This is a genomic window from Alphaproteobacteria bacterium (assembly GCA_040216735.1).
Taxonomy (GTDB): domain Bacteria; phylum Pseudomonadota; class Alphaproteobacteria; order SHVP01; family SHVP01; genus CALJDF01.
Genome location: JAVJOO010000003.1, coordinates 210183 through 225940, shown reverse-complemented (window position 1 = coordinate 225940; position 15758 = coordinate 210183). Strand labels below are relative to the sequence as shown.

Sequence of the window (15758 nt, the reverse complement as noted above, 5' to 3'; positions counted from 1 at the left end):
ACGACGTGACCCAGATTCGTCGATTCCTGCTCGTCCTCGTCGCAGCGGTAACCGTTTCGGTCAGCGCGACCGCCCAACAGGCCCGCGCCGATAACACCGAAGAGTTCATCGCCCACCTCGGCGACCAAGCCCTTCAGGTACTCGTCCTCAACTCGCAAACCCAGGACGAGCGCACCCAGGCGTTCCGGGCATTGCTAAACGAGGGTTTCGACCTGCCGTTGATTGGCCGGTATGCGTTGGGCCGTTTCTGGCGGCAAGCGACCCCGGAACAACGCGGCGAGTACGCCAAGTTGTTCGAAGACTTCATCGTTACGACCTACGCCGCGCGCCTGAGCGAATACAGCGGCGAAACGTTACGCGTCGTCAGTTCGCGGCGGGACGATGGCGACACCATTGTCGTATCGGAAATTGTTCGCGAGGGCCTTCAGCCCATTCGTGTCGATTGGCGTGTCCGCCACGGCGACCAAAGCCTCAAGATTGTCGATGTCGTGGTTGAAGGCGTCAGCATGCTACTGACCCAGCGCGACGAGTTTGCCTCGGTGATCCAGCGGTCGGGCGGGCAGGTCGAAGGCCTTCTCGCGCGCCTGCGCGAGAAAAATGGCCAAGACTAGCTTTGCTCCTCACCGGCGGACTAGCAAAACACTTTACGATAGGCTCCAAAGAGAATTGCAACGGCGAGAATCAGAAGCGTCGCTACATTGTTCAAAGGCAATAAAGCCTGCGCGAATACACTACTCCCCAGATCGATCACAGTCGTTGACAGACCGACGGTGGCGAGACCGGCCAGGTTTATCAACGAGGGCCCAACGAGCGCGCCCAGGCCAATGACAGCCAAGAAAAAACCAAAGCGGGCATAAAGGCGCCGCCGCCGCATCGCTTCGACGCGCACCATGACAGTTCTCGAAAACGCCGTGCCCTCGAGCGGTTCATCGGCACTTGCAAAGAGGATTTGCAGGGATGGGTCGCGTTCGTCGTTCATCGTGCGTTCTCCGTTTGGGGTATTTCCTGATAGGCCGAAAGAAGGCTTCGTAACTGCTGAGTGCCGCGACGGACGTGAGATTTCACTGTACCGATCGGCAAGCCGGTGACATCCGCAATTTCCGGGTGAGTCATCCCCTCGTGGTAGGAAAGGACGATGCAAAGCCGGGCCGGCAGCGAGAGGACAGCGAGGGCGCGATCGAGATCAATGCCAGCTCCGGGCATCGTGGGCGGCGCAACCACCGAAACGTCGAGAGGATCGGCATCGTGTAGCGCATCGTTTGCGCGCAGATACTGGAGCCATGTATTGAGAGCTAGCCGCTTGAGCCAGGCACCGAACTTGTGCGGTTCGCGCAAATACGCGATGCGCCGCCACGCTTGCAGAAAAACCTGTTGCGACAGATCGTCAGCGAGAACGGCATCGCCGCAACAACGTTGCATCATGGTCCGAATCCAGCCCTGACGGCGTCGCACGAGATCCGCAAAGGCACCGCGATCTCCGGCGCGTGCCGCGCCAACTACCAATGCCTCAACAGCATTGGCGTAGTCGACCGGCGTCTTGGTCAAGACGCGATCCCCAGCCGCCGCTATCCGTCCAGATTGTCGTTGTAGCGTTTAGCAATCTTGCCCGCGACGAATAGACCGATACCGATAGACACCAGGACCGCCGCGGCCCCCAGCAAGGGATAGAGAATCTCCGGTGCCAACACCGTGAGCACCCAACCCAAAACGGCAACACCTGGCGCTACGGAAAACACGACGATCCCAGCCACCATAAGATCGCGGTCCAAGAATTGGTTGCCGCCGACGTTTGCGGCTAAGAGTTTTTCGGTGAGCACCGGATCGACCGGCTTATTGCTTTCCAGCATGCGACGCATCGTTTCTTGCTGCGACTCATACTTGCCGCGGTAATACCAAATTGCGGCCACAACCACTGCCGCAACGAACCCCCAGAAACCGATGGCGCCCAACCCGGCGCCAAGACCCATGCCATTCATATCTCATCTCCATCGTTCCAACGATAGTTACGTATAGAGATGCCGATTGAGGTGTTATGGATGCAACGCCAAAAAAAATATCTCGGGGGCCGAAAAAACAAGAGATTTGCTGGACATCAAAACACTAACGGACGTTGACCCTAACACAAGGGGAGGTACTAGCCGGAGCGCCCGTGGCGGTAGAGTTCCATATTCGTCAGGTACTTACGGTTCTTAATGGGATCGTAGGGCGTGTAGTTTAAGGCCCGAACGAAGCGGCGAATGATGTCGCCGTCCACAATATCGACATCGATAACATTGAGGCAGCCAGTATCCTGTTCGAAGGCGGCCATGCCTTCCGGCCCCCCGTGAGTCACCCAACTTAGGATCGCCCGATTGGTGCCGCCGTGCGCCGCTACCAGTGCCGTGGTCCAATTGGGTTTAGCGAGCAGATCCAAGACGCCGTAGGCCACCCGCTCGTAGAAATCGGTGAACGCTTCCCCGCCCGCAAACCGGGCTTCGGGCAAGTGCGCTGTCTCAAACCCGTAGATGAACTCGGCCTCGATCCGCTCAGGCGAGAGTTCGGCGAACTTGCCCGTCCGGATCTCACGTAACGACGCGATCTCCTGAACGGGAAGGTCGCGCCCAGCCAGTGCCCCGGCAAGGGTTTGTTCGGTGCGAATAAGCCCCGTGTGAGCCGCAAGATCGAATGTGATATCGGCTAACGCCGCGCCCAGGAGCGCGGCTTGTCGCTGCCCCTTTTCTGTGAGTTCGACCAAATCCACGTCGGGAACCCCCGCACCACCGACGCCGTAGTCGACCTCACCGTGACGGAGCAAATAGATGCGGCGTCGACCTTGGGTGCCGGGAAGGCCGTGGCTCATCGCTCAGTCCCGCGGGAATTGCTTGTACTTGATGCGGTGCGGTCGGTTGGCGGCTTCTCCGAAGCGACGCTTGAAGTCGGCTTCGTAGTCTTGATAGTTGCCGGCGAACCATTCGACGTGGCTGTCGCCTTCAAACGCTAAGATATGCGTGGCAATTCGGTCGAGGAACCAGCGATCATGGCTGATCACCAGGACGCAACCCGAAAAAGCTTCCAAGGCGTCTTCAAGCGCACGCAGTGTGTCCACATCCAGATCGTTAGTCGGTTCGTCGAGCAAAAGAACATTCGAACCCGACTTTAACATCTTGGCGAGATGAACTCGGTTGCGCTCGCCGCCGGATAGTTGCCCAACCTTTTTTTGTTGATCCGCGCCCTTGAAGTTGAAAGCACCGACATACGCTCGGCTTTGAATCTTGCGTTTGCCGAGGTCGATTTCTTCATTGCCTTCGGAAATCTCCTCCCACACCGTCTTGTCGGGCGAGAGCGTATCGCGACTTTGGTCGACATAGCCAAGCGAAACGGTGTCGCCCAAGCGCAACGTCCCGTCGTCGGGCTCTTCTTGACCCGTCAACATGCGGAAGAAGGTGGTCTTTCCGGCACCGTTCGGGCCGATGATGCCGACGATGGCGCCGGGTGGGACCTTGAGCGACAGATCGTCAATCAGCAGGACCTCGCCGAACCCTTTCTTGAGATGATCGATCTCAATCACAAGGTCGCCCAAGCGCGGCGGCGGCGGGATAAGAATTTGTGCCGGGCCCTGCACCCGTTCCTGCTCCTGCCGCAGCAGGTCTTCATACGCATTGATGCGGGCGCGGCCCTTGGCCTGCCGAGCCTTGGGCGTTTGCCGAATCCAGTCGAGTTCGTGGCGTAACGTGCGTTGGCGCGCCTCTTCCTGGCGGCCTTCTTGAATCAGGCGTTTCTCTTTTTGCTCGAGCCAAGACGAATAGTTGCCCTCCCAGGGGATGCCATGGCCGCGGTCGAGTTCGAGAATCCAACCAGCGACATTATCGAGGAAGTAGCGATCATGGGTAACGGCAACGACCGTGCCGTCATAGTCGTGCAAGAAGCGTTCGAGCCAGGCTACCGATTCGGCGTCGAGATGGTTGGTCGGCTCGTCCAAGAGCAGCATGTCCGGGCGCTCCAGCAACAACCGGCACAGCGCGACCCGGCGGCGCTCGCCGCCCGAGAGCTTGGCCACATCGGCATTCCCCGGCGGGCAGCGTAACGCGTCCATCGCGATCTCGGCGGTGCGCTCGATCTCCCAGCCGTTGCCGGCGTCGATCTTTTCTTGCAGATCGCCCTGTTCGGACAACAGCGCATTCATTTCGTCGTCGTCCATTGGCTCGGCGAACTTCGCGCTGATGTCTTCGAAGCGCTTGAGCATGGCGGCCATCTCGCCAACGCCGTCCAGCACGTTGCCCAGAACGTCCTTGTTCGGATCGAGCTGGGGTTCCTGTTCGAGATAACCGATGCGCAGGCCGTCGGCGGCGCGCGCTTCGCCAAGAAACTCCGTCTCCCGCCCCGCCATGATCCGCAGCAGCGTCGACTTACCGGCGCCGTTCAGCCCGAGGACACCGATCTTGGCTCCGGGCAGAAAAGACAAATAGATGTCCTTGAGGACCTGCCGGCCGCCCGGATAGGTCTTATTCAGGCCGATCATCGAGTAGACGTATTGGACTGCCATGGGGCTCGCGCGCTTTTGTAAGGGGTCGCGGGCTTGTAGCGGATGGCGGAATGCTCCGCAAGCGTTGCTCCGCGGGACGAAGGCGGGCACAGTCGAACTCCCCTGGTAGGCGGCCTTGTGAGCTATTTCCTTTTCATTCTGCGCAACCGGAGTTTCCTTAGCTTCGGGATTTTGATGATGTTCTCGTCCAGCTTTGGACAGACCTATTTCATCAGCTTGTTCGGGGCCGAAATTCGGAACGAATTCGGCCTGAGCCACGGCGACGTCGGCCTCATGTACTCGGTCGCTACTTTCGCCAGCGGCATGACCTTGATCTGGTTGGGACGCAAAATCGATCACGTCGATTTGCGGGTCTACAGCTTGGCAGCCTGCGGTGGGATGATCTTCGCTACCCTCTTCATCTCGTTGATCCCGGGCGGCGTGTTTCTGTACCTAGCCTTCTATCTGCTGCGTCTGACCGGCCAAGGGCTGTTGAGCCACATCGCGGTAACCAGCATGGCGCGCTACTTCGACCGCGACCGGGGCAAGGCCATCAGCATTGCCGCGATGGGCTTGCCGGTCGGCGAGGCGGCGCTGCCGATCATCGTGGTCTCCTTGATCGCGGCCGTGGGCTGGCGCGGAACCTGGCAGACGACGACGGTTTTCATCGTCGTCGTCCTGGTTCCGGCAACTCTGTTGTTGCTGCGCGGCCACCGTGCACGGCACGACGCCTGGGCGGATGCCACCACCAAGGCCCAGGCGGCATCGGACCAAGGCAGCGGCCAGCGGCAGTGGACCTTGGGCGAGGCACTGCGCGATATCCGGTTCTGGTTCATCATTCCCGCGGCATTGGCGCCGGGGTTCGTGATGACCGGCATGTTCTTCCACCAGGTTCATTTGGCCGACGCCAAGGGATGGTCGCTGGCGTGGCTTGCAACAACCTTCGTCGGCTACGCGATCGCCGTGGTCTTCACATCGATGCTGACCGGGCCGCTCGTCGACCGGTTTCGCGCGTCGCAACTGCTGCCGTTCTATCTGCCGCCGCTCGCCATTGCGATGCTGATCCTGGTTCTGTTCGATCATCCCGGATCGGCACTCGCCTATATGATCGCCGCCGGCGTCACGATCGGCGCCGGACATACCATCGTCATGTCAATGTGGGCAGAGGTCTACGGAACCGCACACTTGGGCGCAATCCGATCGATTGTACAGGCCTTAATGGTGGCAATCAGCGCTCTGGCGCCATTTATCTTCGGTGAGCTTTTTGACCTCGGCGTGACGATCGAGGCTGTCGCCGGGGCGTGTTTGATTTACGTTTTGGTCTCGACCGTCGTGTTGAAGCTCGTCTTCCGCGGCGTCCCCGCCCCTGTTAGCGCAACGAAATGAAGAGACCATGACCGACACCGACAGTCCCAACGCCGATCAAGCCGAGTTCTGGAATGGACCCGGCGGCGAGACCTGGACCACCCAACGCGACCGTTTCAACGCGATGCTCGGCCCCATCGGCCTAGCTGCAATCGCCCGCGCACAACCGCAACCCGGCGAGCATGTGCTGGACGTCGGCTGCGGCACCGGTCATACCACGGGCGACCTGGCCCGGCGCGTCGCGCCGGGCGGATCGGTGACGGCGGTCGATATTTCGGCACTGATGCTGGATGAAGCGCGGCGCGCCAACGATGGCCACGGGATCCCGGTGCATTTTCACGTGGCCGATGCCCAAACCCATGCCTTTGAGGCCGATGCCTTCGACCTTGTGTTTTCGCGCTTCGGCGTGATGTTCTTTGAAGATAGCGTGGCGGCCTTTGCCAATCTCTACCGGGCGCTCAAGCCGGGTGGACGGTTGACCTTCGCCTGCTGGCAGCCGGTAGACCAAAACGCCTGGGTTCATGTGCCGGGCGGTGTGGTAGCGCGGCACCTTCCGGTCGAGGGGCCGGCTAAGGATCCGGCCGCGCCGGGGCCCTTCGCCTTCGGTCAGCGTGCGCGAATCGCCGATATCTTGGGCGCCGCCGGGTTCAGCGAGATCGCGACCGAGGCACACGATACGTTGGTGTTGATGGGCGGCGGGGGCTCGATCGAAGCCGCGGTGCGCGCGGTCACCCACCAGGGTCCGCTTTCCCGCGCCATCCACGATGCACCCGAGGACGTTCAGGCACGAATCCGCGACGAGTTGACCGAGGCCCTCACGCCCCACGCCCACGACGACGGCGTCCGCCTCGGCGCTGGGGTGTGGTTAGTGACGGCGCGAAAGTAGCCGCGCCGGCAGCGAGCGTTCGCCCGGGGCTAAGCCCCGACGAAATCGACGATAATCTTGGTGAGGTACTCGGCTTCGGTGGAAACCAGAGGGGCACGCGTGCCCTTGAGGGTGCGGTGTTCGGCACCCTGCACCAGCGCCGCGGCGGCGGCGGTGTGGTCGGCCATGATGTCGCGCTCGGCGGAGAGGAATAGCGTGGGGCACGCGAGCTGCTTGAGCGCCGGCGCGAGGTCGTAATCCGCGTAGGCGCGCAAGCCCCAGTGGTAGCGGCTGTAGATATAGGTGTTCTCGGTACAGGCCATACGCAGGATGGCGTTCTCGGTGTCGGCGCCCCAACGCCGCTGCCAGAACTGCCAGATCGGCAACAGGTGGCTGCCGTCCTGCTGGGGTGCCGGTTCGCCGAGTTCGGCGAGGTAGGCACGGTGACCGGCAGGATCGGTCGGCGGCGCGGCGAGGCCGACAAGGTGGGTCACGCGGTCCGGTCCGGCTAGGTGGGCGATCTCGGCCGCCATCGCAACCCCGATTTCGGTCCCGAGCAAGGCAAAGCGTTTGGCCCCGACAGCGTCGATCGCCTCTAGAAGGCGGCGGGCGTATTCGGTGAAGCTTTGTTGGGTCAGGGTCGAGGGGGAAATGCCGTAACCCGGCGCATCCAAACCCCAAACGCGTAGGTGGTCGCCCAGCAGCGGGATCAGCCGCTCCATCTGGCGGCACGAGATCGGCAGTTGGTGCAACAGAAAGATCGCCGGACCGCTGTCGCCGGCGTAACGCGCGTGGATCTGCTCCTGCGGCGCGGGCGTCTGGATATAAGCGCGGTGCTGCTTGACCACGGTGGATTCCCTTAGGCGTCGAGAAAACCTGCGAGTTCGTCCGCCAGCGCCGCCAGCTTGTCGCCCGTGGTGTACCACGCATCGTAGCGACCGCTTTTCTTAAGCGCGGCGCGAGGAATGAAGGGCACGGTGTTCTTGTCACCCATTACCGGCATCTTGAGTCCCTCAACATCGCCGCACCGCGCGCGCCAATCCTGATCGAACGAGGCGCGGACGACGAGATGCTGGGTGCGCGCAGCGCGCAAAACTTCGACGGTTTTGTCGTGCAGAGCGTCGGCATCCGGCAAACCGACGTTGCGGGCGTGGGCGCCGTCGTGGATGAACCACGGCCAGAACAACGAGGTGTCGCGGTTGAACTGCCAACCTTGCGTGAACTGCTTGCCCATCATGTCGATCTCGAGTTTGGGCGTGTAGTTGTTGCGCAGCGACTCGAGCGACGGCTGCTCGTAGGACTGCGTCCACGCGACCTTGTCGGTCGGCCAGGGAAAGATGAACAAGCCATCGACGATCAGCTTGCGCACCCGCGCGGGCGCCGCCAACGCCATCTCGATCGCTGTATGGGCGCCGACCCGGTTTCCGTAGAGGTCGAAGTTCTTCAGCCCCAGGGCCGTTGCCCCCCGCAGCAGCATGTCGGCGAAAACCGTTAGAGGCGGCTCTTCATCGCCATTGTGCGGCGGCGCCGCCGAATCACCGGTGCCGGGGAGATCGAAGGCATAGACCGGGCGCGACTGCGCCAGAAGTTCCATGAGCGGCACCAGGCCCAGGGATGTGCCGGGCGCGACCGGCAGCATGACTAGCGGCGTGCCCTTCTTGTCTGGGCCGGCGACGCGGACCATCAGTTGACCTTCGTCGAGATCGGCAAAACGGCGCTTAACGGTCATCGATGGTTTCCTTTTGGTGGATCTTTGGTGACGGTAGGCGGGTCTTTTCGTATTGGCGCGACAGCATGCCGTTTTGCCGAAACAAAGCCAAACCCCTCAGGGAGCCGTGGATTCCCGCGCCAGAACAACGAAGCCTGAGCGGTTTTTTTTACCAAACGAACCCAAATTTTTCTCTAGAAATCAGACGCTTAGATTTTTCGAAATTACAAACGAACCCAAAGTGGGGCGTTTCCCGGTTCACATCGCGACGACCGAACCAGGCCACCTTGCCCCGGCTAACGACCTATCGTCCGAGTCTATCCAAGAATGTACCGGGCGACGAATCACGTTCTATGTCCCCAACTCCGTCAAGTTACTCTGGTCACAGGGTAAAACGAGAGGGCGTGGAATCCGGTGCCGCGGTAGCGCGCCCCCCTCACTGCCTTTCCCCTCGGTGAGGGGGAGGAATACCTTGCGCTTCGGCTCTTCTCGTGCCGGGCAAGGTCGCTCGAACGAACGACGGTGCGTCGGAACTGCGACTTCCTCCGTCGTATGGGGTCGTGGAGAAGACCCCTCCCTACCCTCCCTTCATTGAAGGGAGGAATCGCGCGGTCAGTCCCGCCAGACGACGCCGGGGATGGCGCGGAGTTTTTCTTCGGCGCCCGAGCGGGTGTGGTAGGAGGTGCCGGCGGCGCGGCCGCCTTCGCTTTTTTTGCCGGCGGCTTCGGCACGGGCGACGATTTCCTCGGCGCGGTCCTTGGGGATCACGACGACACCATCCTCGTCGCCAAGGACGAGGTCGCCCGGGTTAACGATGACGCCGCCGCACAGCACCGGGCTATTGAGCCAGCCCGGCCGCTCGGCGCCGCGGTTGCGCGCGACGGTGCCGCGGCAAAAGATGGGTAGACCTTCTTCCTCGCGCAGCATTTGGCCGGTCAGTACGACGCCGTCGAGGACCACACCCGCGCAGCCGTTTTCTAGGGCGCCCGCGGCCATGCTGGCGCCGAAGTTGGAACAGTCGGTGCGCCCGCCCGCATCGATCACCAGGATGTCGCCGGGTTTAACGTATTTGGTGGCTACCCGGCTCATCAGCGAATCGTCGGTATACTCGGGCCGCACCGTGAAGGCGGGGCCGGCGATTTTCCAGTCCGGGCGCAGAGGTTTGATCGCGCTATCGACGCATTGGCGGGGGCCGAGTTCGATCCCTGCCATACACACGTAGAGACCCTTGGCGCGCGCGACGAGCGCCGGGTCGGGCCGCTCGATATCGGTAATGATGGTGTACATGGCGATGTCCCCCTGTTTGCCCGAATTCTAGCCCGCCAGCTCCGCCGCGGGGAGCCCGCCGTGGCGCGCTTACGTCATGAGATGTTGGTGCCAGCGACCCTTGAGAAACATACCCAGAAGCTTGCGCGCCTGGGTGTCGCCCAAGGTCAGATTCTTGAGTTCATGCTCGTAGTCGATGAAACCTTCGAGGTCGTGGGCCTTGCCGGCGGTATCGACGAAGGCCATCGAAGCTTCGCCGAACTCGCGGTGGGCGATCGACTTGCGGCTGAGCAGGGTCACGGCCGTATGGCGCGGGTCGTTGCGGATAGTCTCGAACAAGCCGTTCACGGCTTCGCGCTTCCCTTCGAGGACCTGGAGGAACGAGCCTTCATGGTGGACGACAATGCCGGTGATACCACGCTCTTCGTTGCGCTTTCGGTTGCGGGACAGGAACGTGGGTAGCGTGCCTTCAGGCAGGCTCTCGGTTGCGGCGCTGACATAGATGAGTTGGATCATGGGAGCATCCTCGTCGTTGATCCATATTCAAGCCGGTCGCTCCGCCATGGGCAACGATCAAACGCAATCTAGCAGGACGGCAAAGGCAAGCGCCTAGAGTTTCACGCCGAACCGCGGACCGGCCCACACCATGGCGGCGTAGAGCGCCATGGTCAGCAAGCACCCCAACCCAAGGGCTGGCCAAAACGCCATGCCGCGCTTCAACAGGAGGGGGATCAGCAGAAACATCGGCAAAGATGGCAGAACGAACCAAAACGTCGCCGTCGCGTGGGCGGCCATCCGGTTGGGATCGCCGGTGTCGCGCCACAACCACATCATCCCGAGCACCGACACGAGCGGTAACGACGCGATGAGGCCGCCCAAACCAGGCAGACGGCGCGCGACCTCAGAGACAATGGCTACGATGATGCCGGACAGAATCACCTTAGCGACGAAGTAGCCCATAGCGTGGCCCAAATAACGATAATGCGCCAAGTCTAACGAAAAAGCCCTCCCCGTGGGGGGAGGGCTTTGGTCGTTTGAGGTGCGCTGCAGCCTACTTGAACGACATCTCGTGGTACATGATCGTCTGGTTCACGTTACGGAACCCCTGCACATCGGGGTGGTAGGCGTGCAGGTTGTTGTAGGCGATCAGGTAAAGGTTCGACGCCTCTTCGTATTGGAGCGCAATCAGGTCCTGCAGGATTTTCTTGCGCTTGTCGGCGTCGAACTCGGCATTGGCCGCGTCGATCATTGCTTGCTGCGTCGGATCGCACAGATAGGGCTTACCGCCTTTGCCGCACGACTGATTGAGGATCGACGTGGTCGCATCCATCACCGGGGCGGCGTTCCACAGGTTGTGCCACATCGGCGACGGCCAGGCGACGGGGAAGAACTTCTTGATCCAATCGCCGAAGGGAATGACCTCGACGCGAACCTTGAGACCGACCTTGGAAAGGTCCGCCGCGGTCTGCTGGAAGATCTCCGAGTCTGCCGGAAACGCGCCTGGCACGACATTGACGACGATTTCCTCATCGAACGGAAAGTTGGCCGCCTTCAAGAGCGCGCGGGCTTTATCGGGGTCGTAGGGATAAGGCTTGATCGCACCGTTGTAGCCGAACGCGATCGGCGCCACGCCGGTACCGGTGGCCGTACCACCGACGCCGCCCAGCAACCCATCGGCCATCGCTTGTTTGTCGACGGCATAGTTGAGGGCTTGGCGAACCCGCTTGTCTTGGAACGGCGCGAGGTTGACGCCTTCGGCGCCGTTGGTCTGGGTGATGCCCCAGGTCAGAACCTGCGAGCCCGGCGTGATGTCCATCTTGAGCCCCGCCGATTCCAGCGTTGCCATGTCATCGGGGGTCGCGCCAAGCGCGACGTCGAGTTCGCCCGAACGGAGCGCCGCAATGCGCGGCTGACGTTCGGGAAGGTCGTATATCTCAAGCGTCTTGACCTTGGCCGGGCGCCACGTGTCGGTGACCGCTTCGAAGACCGCCTTGGAATCGTCCTGCCAACTGACCATCCGGTAGGAACCGGTGCCGGACGGACGCTTGGCGAAGCCATCCACGCCGAGGTCGGCCCACGCTTTGGGCGCAACAATCATCATGGCCGACATTTCGGCGGGCACGATCGGGTTCGGGTTGGTGGTCTTGATCTCGACCGTCATGGGATCGGGCGCCGTGATCGAAGCAATAAACTTGGTCCGGCTCGAAGCGGAAGAACCCTTAGTTTTGCCCTCTTCGGTTTGCAGCCATGCCCATGCCTTGATGACGGCATCGGCGGTGAAATCTTCACCGTTATGGAACTTGATATTGGGGCGCAAACGGAAACGCCACGTCGTCGCGTCGACGTTCTCCCAACCCAGCGCTAAGCTTGGCGTCGCAGCACCGTCGGTTTCGACGAAGGTCAACATGTCGAACATCGGCGACCACGAAAAGACATTGGGCGTACCGATCCCGAAGTACGGGTTGCCTTCGGACGTCGCCAAATTCCATGCGCCAATGCGGAGCGTCTTATCTTGCATTTGGGCTTGGGCCGGCAGCGCGGTAAGCGCCGCGCCGACCATCAGGGCGCTCGCGCCCAGGGCTAGCTTCTTCAAAACCATGGTTTTCTCCTCCCGCACGGCACCTCAATAGCGCCTTGTGCGCGTGACCGTATCGCCGCGTCGCCCGCCGGTCAAAGGGTCGCTCCCGAGGTGCGTTGGATTTGCAATAAATGCGGGAGAACTACCCGCGCAATACACCTGGAGGTGATCGCCGACACGGTGGCGGCCCCTGCAATCGTGCTAATATCGCGGCACCAGTGACGATCCAGAGCGGACCGACCGATGCGTTATTTTCCTGTGCTTTTTTGCGTTGCCCTTCTCCCCCTGCTGGGGCTGCTCAGTCTCGGTGCGCCCGCGCCGGTCCACGCGCAGTCAAAAACCACGATCTTGCAGTACGACAAACAGGGACGGGTCATCGGGTCGGAGAGCTCGCGCGGCGACGGTAGCGGGGCAAGCAACAGCGGAGGACGCGACGCCAGTGCACGCGGCGGACGAACCGGCGGCGGTGGTCCCAATGCGGCCAATCCCGACGACCGGTTCGAGCCCGGTGAGCTTATTGTCGCCAACGTGCCCGCGGATTTTGTCAGGGATGCGCGGGCGCTGGGATTCAGCGTCATTGAAGCAACGCAGCTCGGCAATCTGGGGATGGAAATCGTCCGGTTACGAGTCCCCGCCAACGTCTCGGTGCCGGACGCGCGCCAAACCTTGATCAGGGAGTTTCCCGGGATCATCGCCGACGCCAATCACCTCTACGAGCCTTCTGCGGCGCCGCCCGCTAGCCTGCGCAGTGGCAGCTTGGCGCGCTGGACGGCAGGATGGGACCAGGCCAAACCGAGTTGCGGACGCGGCATCCGTATGGGGATGATCGACGGTGCGCTCGACACCGATCATGTCGCGCTCAAGGGCAGCAACGTGACCTACAGATCGTTCCACAAGGAGGGGCGCCAACCTGCGGCGCATAGTCATGGCACCGCGGTCGCGGCACTGTTGGTCGGCTTGCCCGGCGACAAAGGTTGGGGCGGCCTCCTGCCCGGCGCCGAGTTATTTGCGGGCAACATGTTCGAGGAAAACGACGGTCAGGTTTCGGGCAATGCCGTGGCCATGGTCAAGGCGCTCGACTGGATCATTGGCGAGCGGGTGCACACCATCAACCTGTCGATCGCCGGGGCGTCGAACAAAGTGCTCGAACTCGCCTTCAAGAAAGCAGCATTGAGCAAGGTCGTCATGGTCGCCGCCGCGGGCAACTGGGGCAGCGCCGATCGTCCGGCCTATCCGGCGGCGTTCGACGATGTCGTGGCAGTAACGGCGGTAGGCGAGGACCGGTTGGTCTATTCCGAAGCCAATAGCGGCGCCTATATCGACTTTGCCGCGCCGGGCGTGAAAATCTGGACAGCCGTGCCGGGCGGCGGCAAGTATCAGTCGGGCACGTCCTTTGCGACGCCCTTCGTTGCAGTCCTGGCCGCACTTGAAGCGGCGAAGAGCAAAGGCGATTCCACGGCGATTCGGGTTTCGCTCGCGAAACAGTCGGCCGACCTTGGAGTCCCTGGCAAAGACAACGTCTTCGGCTTCGGCCTCGTGACCGCGAAGCCGAGCTGCTAACGCGACAGCGTTATTTGCGGCCGCCGAATAACCAAATGTTGCCGGCGAAATTGCCCGAAGTGCCCTCGAAGCCGGCCGGCACGCTCGTATCGATGTAACTCGCGGGCTTGAACCCCGCATCGACGACAAGCTTCTTGGGATCGAGGTCGTGCATCTTGCCGATGAACGGCTCGGCATTGAAATGCGTGTCCCAGTCGTGCACCGCTGCATCGAACTGAGGGAGACGATCCCAGGGCGGCCCTTCAAAGTGTAGACAGATCCCGCCGGGGGCAAGAATTCGGTAGTGATCGCGAAAGACGTTAGCGATCGCCTTTGTCGAGGTTTCATGCAGCATGGCCATGCCGACGATCAGATCGAAATAGTCGTCAGGAAAGTCGGTCGCCTCGGCGTTCTGTTGCGAGAAGTGCACGGTCCGCCCCAACGATTCGGCGCGAGCATGGCCGTAGCGCACCATCGGCGCGCCGATATCGATGGCATGGACCTCGGCACCCGGATAGGCATCGCAAAACGGTAGCGTCGAATGTCCGACCGAACAGCCCGCGTCGAGAATGCGACGCGGTCGGAACTTGGGATAGGTCGTCTTCAAGTGATGGACGATGGCCCGACCGAAACTATCGTTGTACTCGCCGCCGGCACCCATACCGCGAATGAACACGCCGCGGTCGTAGATCGCGCCCGCGAAGATGTCGTCGGCGCCGTCGTCGGCCGTGTAGTTACCCGGCATGCCATGGATATCCACCGCCGTCAGGTAGCGCGGCAGCGCGAGGTTCGGATCGAGGCGGAGCGAACCACGGACGCGCGCAGGCTGCGCCCGGTCCTGCAAGTCGCGGTATTGACGGGTGACGGTTTCGTGGACCGCATCCCATTTCATTTCCTGCTGGGTCAATCGCAGCGCACTGGTGGTCCGCCCCAAATCCTCCTGGAGCATCGCCTTGCGAATCTCGTGGCGGTCCTTGGGTGGTCGTCCTTGGCGCTTTTGGAATGCCGGTAGAACTTTCTTCTCGTAGACCTGCCGGTTGTCGACACGTGCTTGACGCACAACCTCGCGGCGGAAATCGAGCAAGAAGCGTTCCCGCGCGCTTTCGTCATGGTGGGCGGAGGCGAGAACGGCATGGGATGCAGGTCCGGTCATAGCGGGTCTCCTTGGCACTGATTCTTTAGCGACAGATGTACTATTTCCACGTCACGCTCTCCATGTCGCGCAGCTTGTCGATGAAACCACGCGCGCTGTAGGGCTTTTTCCGGCCAACCGGCGGATAGGCCTCCTTGCGGCCCTGGCCGGCCGCTTCGAGAATCGCTGCAGCGCTCGCGCGGGGCAAGGCGACTACCCCGTCTTCGTCGGCGACAATCAAATCGCCCGGGTTGACGATGACGCCGCCGCAAACGATCGGGACATTGATCGACCCCGGCCCCTGCGACAGCAGGTGGTCGGCGACCGAGCCGCGACAAAAGATCGGAATCCCTTCTTTGTCGATCAGCAGTTCGGTGGTCAGTACCACGCCATCGACGACTATCCCGGCGCATCCCGATTCCTTGGCGGCCCAGGCCATCGTCGCGCCCCACGCGGCTTTGTCGGTCCGCCCGGTCGCTTCGACGACGATGATGTCACCCGGTTGGATCAATTGGGTGGCGACCTGGGAAGCGAGTGTGTCGACCGCATCCTCGGCCGCAACGGTGACGGCCGGCCCGGCGATGCGCCAGTCGCGACGCAGCGGTCGAATGCCGGCATCCATCACGTGGCGGCGGCCGGCGACGCTGCCGGCAATGCAGGCATAGGTGTCCAACGCCCGGGCGACGAGCGCCGGGTCGGGCCGTTCGATGTCGGTAACGACGGTGTGCGTGGCCATAGTCGCGCCTCCCCTGTTCCACCCTATTGTGGCGAGGTCGTCCCGTACCGTCGATACGAATTGCGGCT

The 15758-nt window shown here is 61.9% G+C and carries 17 protein-coding genes; 4 read left to right on the top strand and 13 right to left on the bottom strand.

Going from position 1 to position 15758, the window contains the following annotated elements; all coding sequences use genetic code 11:
- Positions 1–5: 5 nt before the first annotated feature.
- Positions 6–611 carry an ABC transporter substrate-binding protein gene (locus RID42_09190; GenBank protein ID MEQ8247846.1) on the top strand — a complete coding sequence of 202 codons (606 nt, stop codon included), beginning with the start codon at positions 6–8 and terminating at the stop codon, positions 609–611.
- A 20-nt stretch (positions 612–631) separates the two neighbouring features.
- On the opposite strand, the gene RID42_09185 is transcribed toward RID42_09190, so the two are convergent.
- The 5 genes from RID42_09185 to ettA form a co-directional block, all read right to left on the bottom strand.
- Entirely contained in the window at positions 632–979 is a 348-nt protein-coding gene (locus RID42_09185) for a hypothetical protein (protein MEQ8247845.1), read from the bottom strand.
- Entirely contained in the window at positions 976–1545 is a 570-nt protein-coding gene (locus RID42_09180; GenBank protein ID MEQ8247844.1) for a sigma factor, read from the bottom strand. Before RID42_09180 ends, RID42_09185 begins: the two co-directional genes overlap by 4 nt.
- A gap of 20 nt (positions 1546–1565) precedes the next feature.
- Entirely contained in the window at positions 1566–1976 is a 411-nt protein-coding gene (locus tag RID42_09175) for a hypothetical protein (GenBank protein ID MEQ8247843.1), read from the bottom strand.
- Between the two features lie 158 nt (positions 1977–2134).
- Positions 2135–2839 (bottom strand): histidine phosphatase family protein, encoded by a 705-nt coding sequence (locus RID42_09170; protein ID MEQ8247842.1) that lies wholly within the window; start codon positions 2837–2839, stop codon positions 2135–2137.
- Positions 2840–2842: 3 nt separating this feature from the next.
- Positions 2843–4522, bottom strand: coding sequence for an energy-dependent translational throttle protein EttA (gene ettA / locus RID42_09165; protein MEQ8247841.1), 1680 nt, complete (start codon positions 4520–4522; stop codon positions 2843–2845).
- Positions 4523–4639: 117 nt separating this feature from the next.
- Here ettA and RID42_09160 point away from each other — a divergent pair, with 117 nt between their 5' ends.
- Together RID42_09160 and RID42_09155 are read left to right on the top strand one after the other, a co-directional pair.
- Entirely contained in the window at positions 4640–5887 is a 1248-nt protein-coding gene (locus tag RID42_09160) for an MFS transporter (protein MEQ8247840.1), read from the top strand.
- A gap of 7 nt (positions 5888–5894) precedes the next feature.
- Positions 5895–6752, top strand: coding sequence for a class I SAM-dependent methyltransferase (locus tag RID42_09155; GenBank protein MEQ8247839.1), 858 nt, complete (start codon positions 5895–5897; stop codon positions 6750–6752).
- A 29-nt stretch (positions 6753–6781) separates the two neighbouring features.
- Here the strand turns inward: RID42_09155 and RID42_09150 are convergent, their stop codons facing one another.
- The 6 genes from RID42_09150 to RID42_09125 form a co-directional block, all read right to left on the bottom strand.
- Positions 6782–7579, bottom strand: a complete 798-nt coding sequence (locus RID42_09150) for an alpha/beta hydrolase (GenBank protein ID MEQ8247838.1) — start codon at positions 7577–7579, stop codon at positions 6782–6784.
- A gap of 11 nt (positions 7580–7590) precedes the next feature.
- On the bottom strand, positions 7591–8460 hold the full coding sequence (locus RID42_09145) for an alpha/beta hydrolase (GenBank protein ID MEQ8247837.1): 870 nt from the start codon (positions 8458–8460) through the stop codon (positions 7591–7593).
- Positions 8461–9051: 591 nt separating this feature from the next.
- The gene (locus RID42_09140) at positions 9052–9726 is read right to left on the bottom strand and encodes a 4-hydroxy-4-methyl-2-oxoglutarate aldolase (protein MEQ8247836.1); all 675 of its coding nucleotides are present in this window, start codon (positions 9724–9726) and stop codon (positions 9052–9054) included.
- A 69-nt stretch (positions 9727–9795) separates the two neighbouring features.
- The gene (locus RID42_09135; GenBank protein ID MEQ8247835.1) at positions 9796–10221 is read right to left on the bottom strand and encodes a BLUF domain-containing protein; all 426 of its coding nucleotides are present in this window, start codon (positions 10219–10221) and stop codon (positions 9796–9798) included.
- A gap of 93 nt (positions 10222–10314) precedes the next feature.
- A complete protein-coding gene (locus RID42_09130) occupies positions 10315–10665 on the bottom strand; it encodes a DUF3147 family protein (protein ID MEQ8247834.1) in 351 nt (116 codons plus the stop codon).
- 91 nt (positions 10666–10756) lie between these two features.
- On the bottom strand, positions 10757–12304 hold the full coding sequence (locus RID42_09125) for an ABC transporter substrate-binding protein (protein ID MEQ8247833.1): 1548 nt from the start codon (positions 12302–12304) through the stop codon (positions 10757–10759).
- Positions 12305–12526: 222 nt separating this feature from the next.
- Between RID42_09125 and RID42_09120 the strand changes: the two genes are divergently transcribed.
- Positions 12527–13843, top strand: coding sequence for a S8 family serine peptidase (locus RID42_09120; GenBank protein ID MEQ8247832.1), 1317 nt, complete (start codon positions 12527–12529; stop codon positions 13841–13843).
- Between the two features lie 10 nt (positions 13844–13853).
- On the opposite strand, the gene RID42_09115 is transcribed toward RID42_09120, so the two are convergent.
- Together RID42_09115 and RID42_09110 are read right to left on the bottom strand one after the other, a co-directional pair.
- Entirely contained in the window at positions 13854–14975 is a 1122-nt protein-coding gene (locus RID42_09115; GenBank protein ID MEQ8247831.1) for a methyltransferase domain-containing protein, read from the bottom strand.
- A gap of 40 nt (positions 14976–15015) precedes the next feature.
- Positions 15016–15690 carry an RraA family protein gene (locus RID42_09110; GenBank protein ID MEQ8247830.1) on the bottom strand — a complete coding sequence of 225 codons (675 nt, stop codon included), beginning with the start codon at positions 15688–15690 and terminating at the stop codon, positions 15016–15018.
- Positions 15691–15758: the final 68 nt, after the last annotated feature.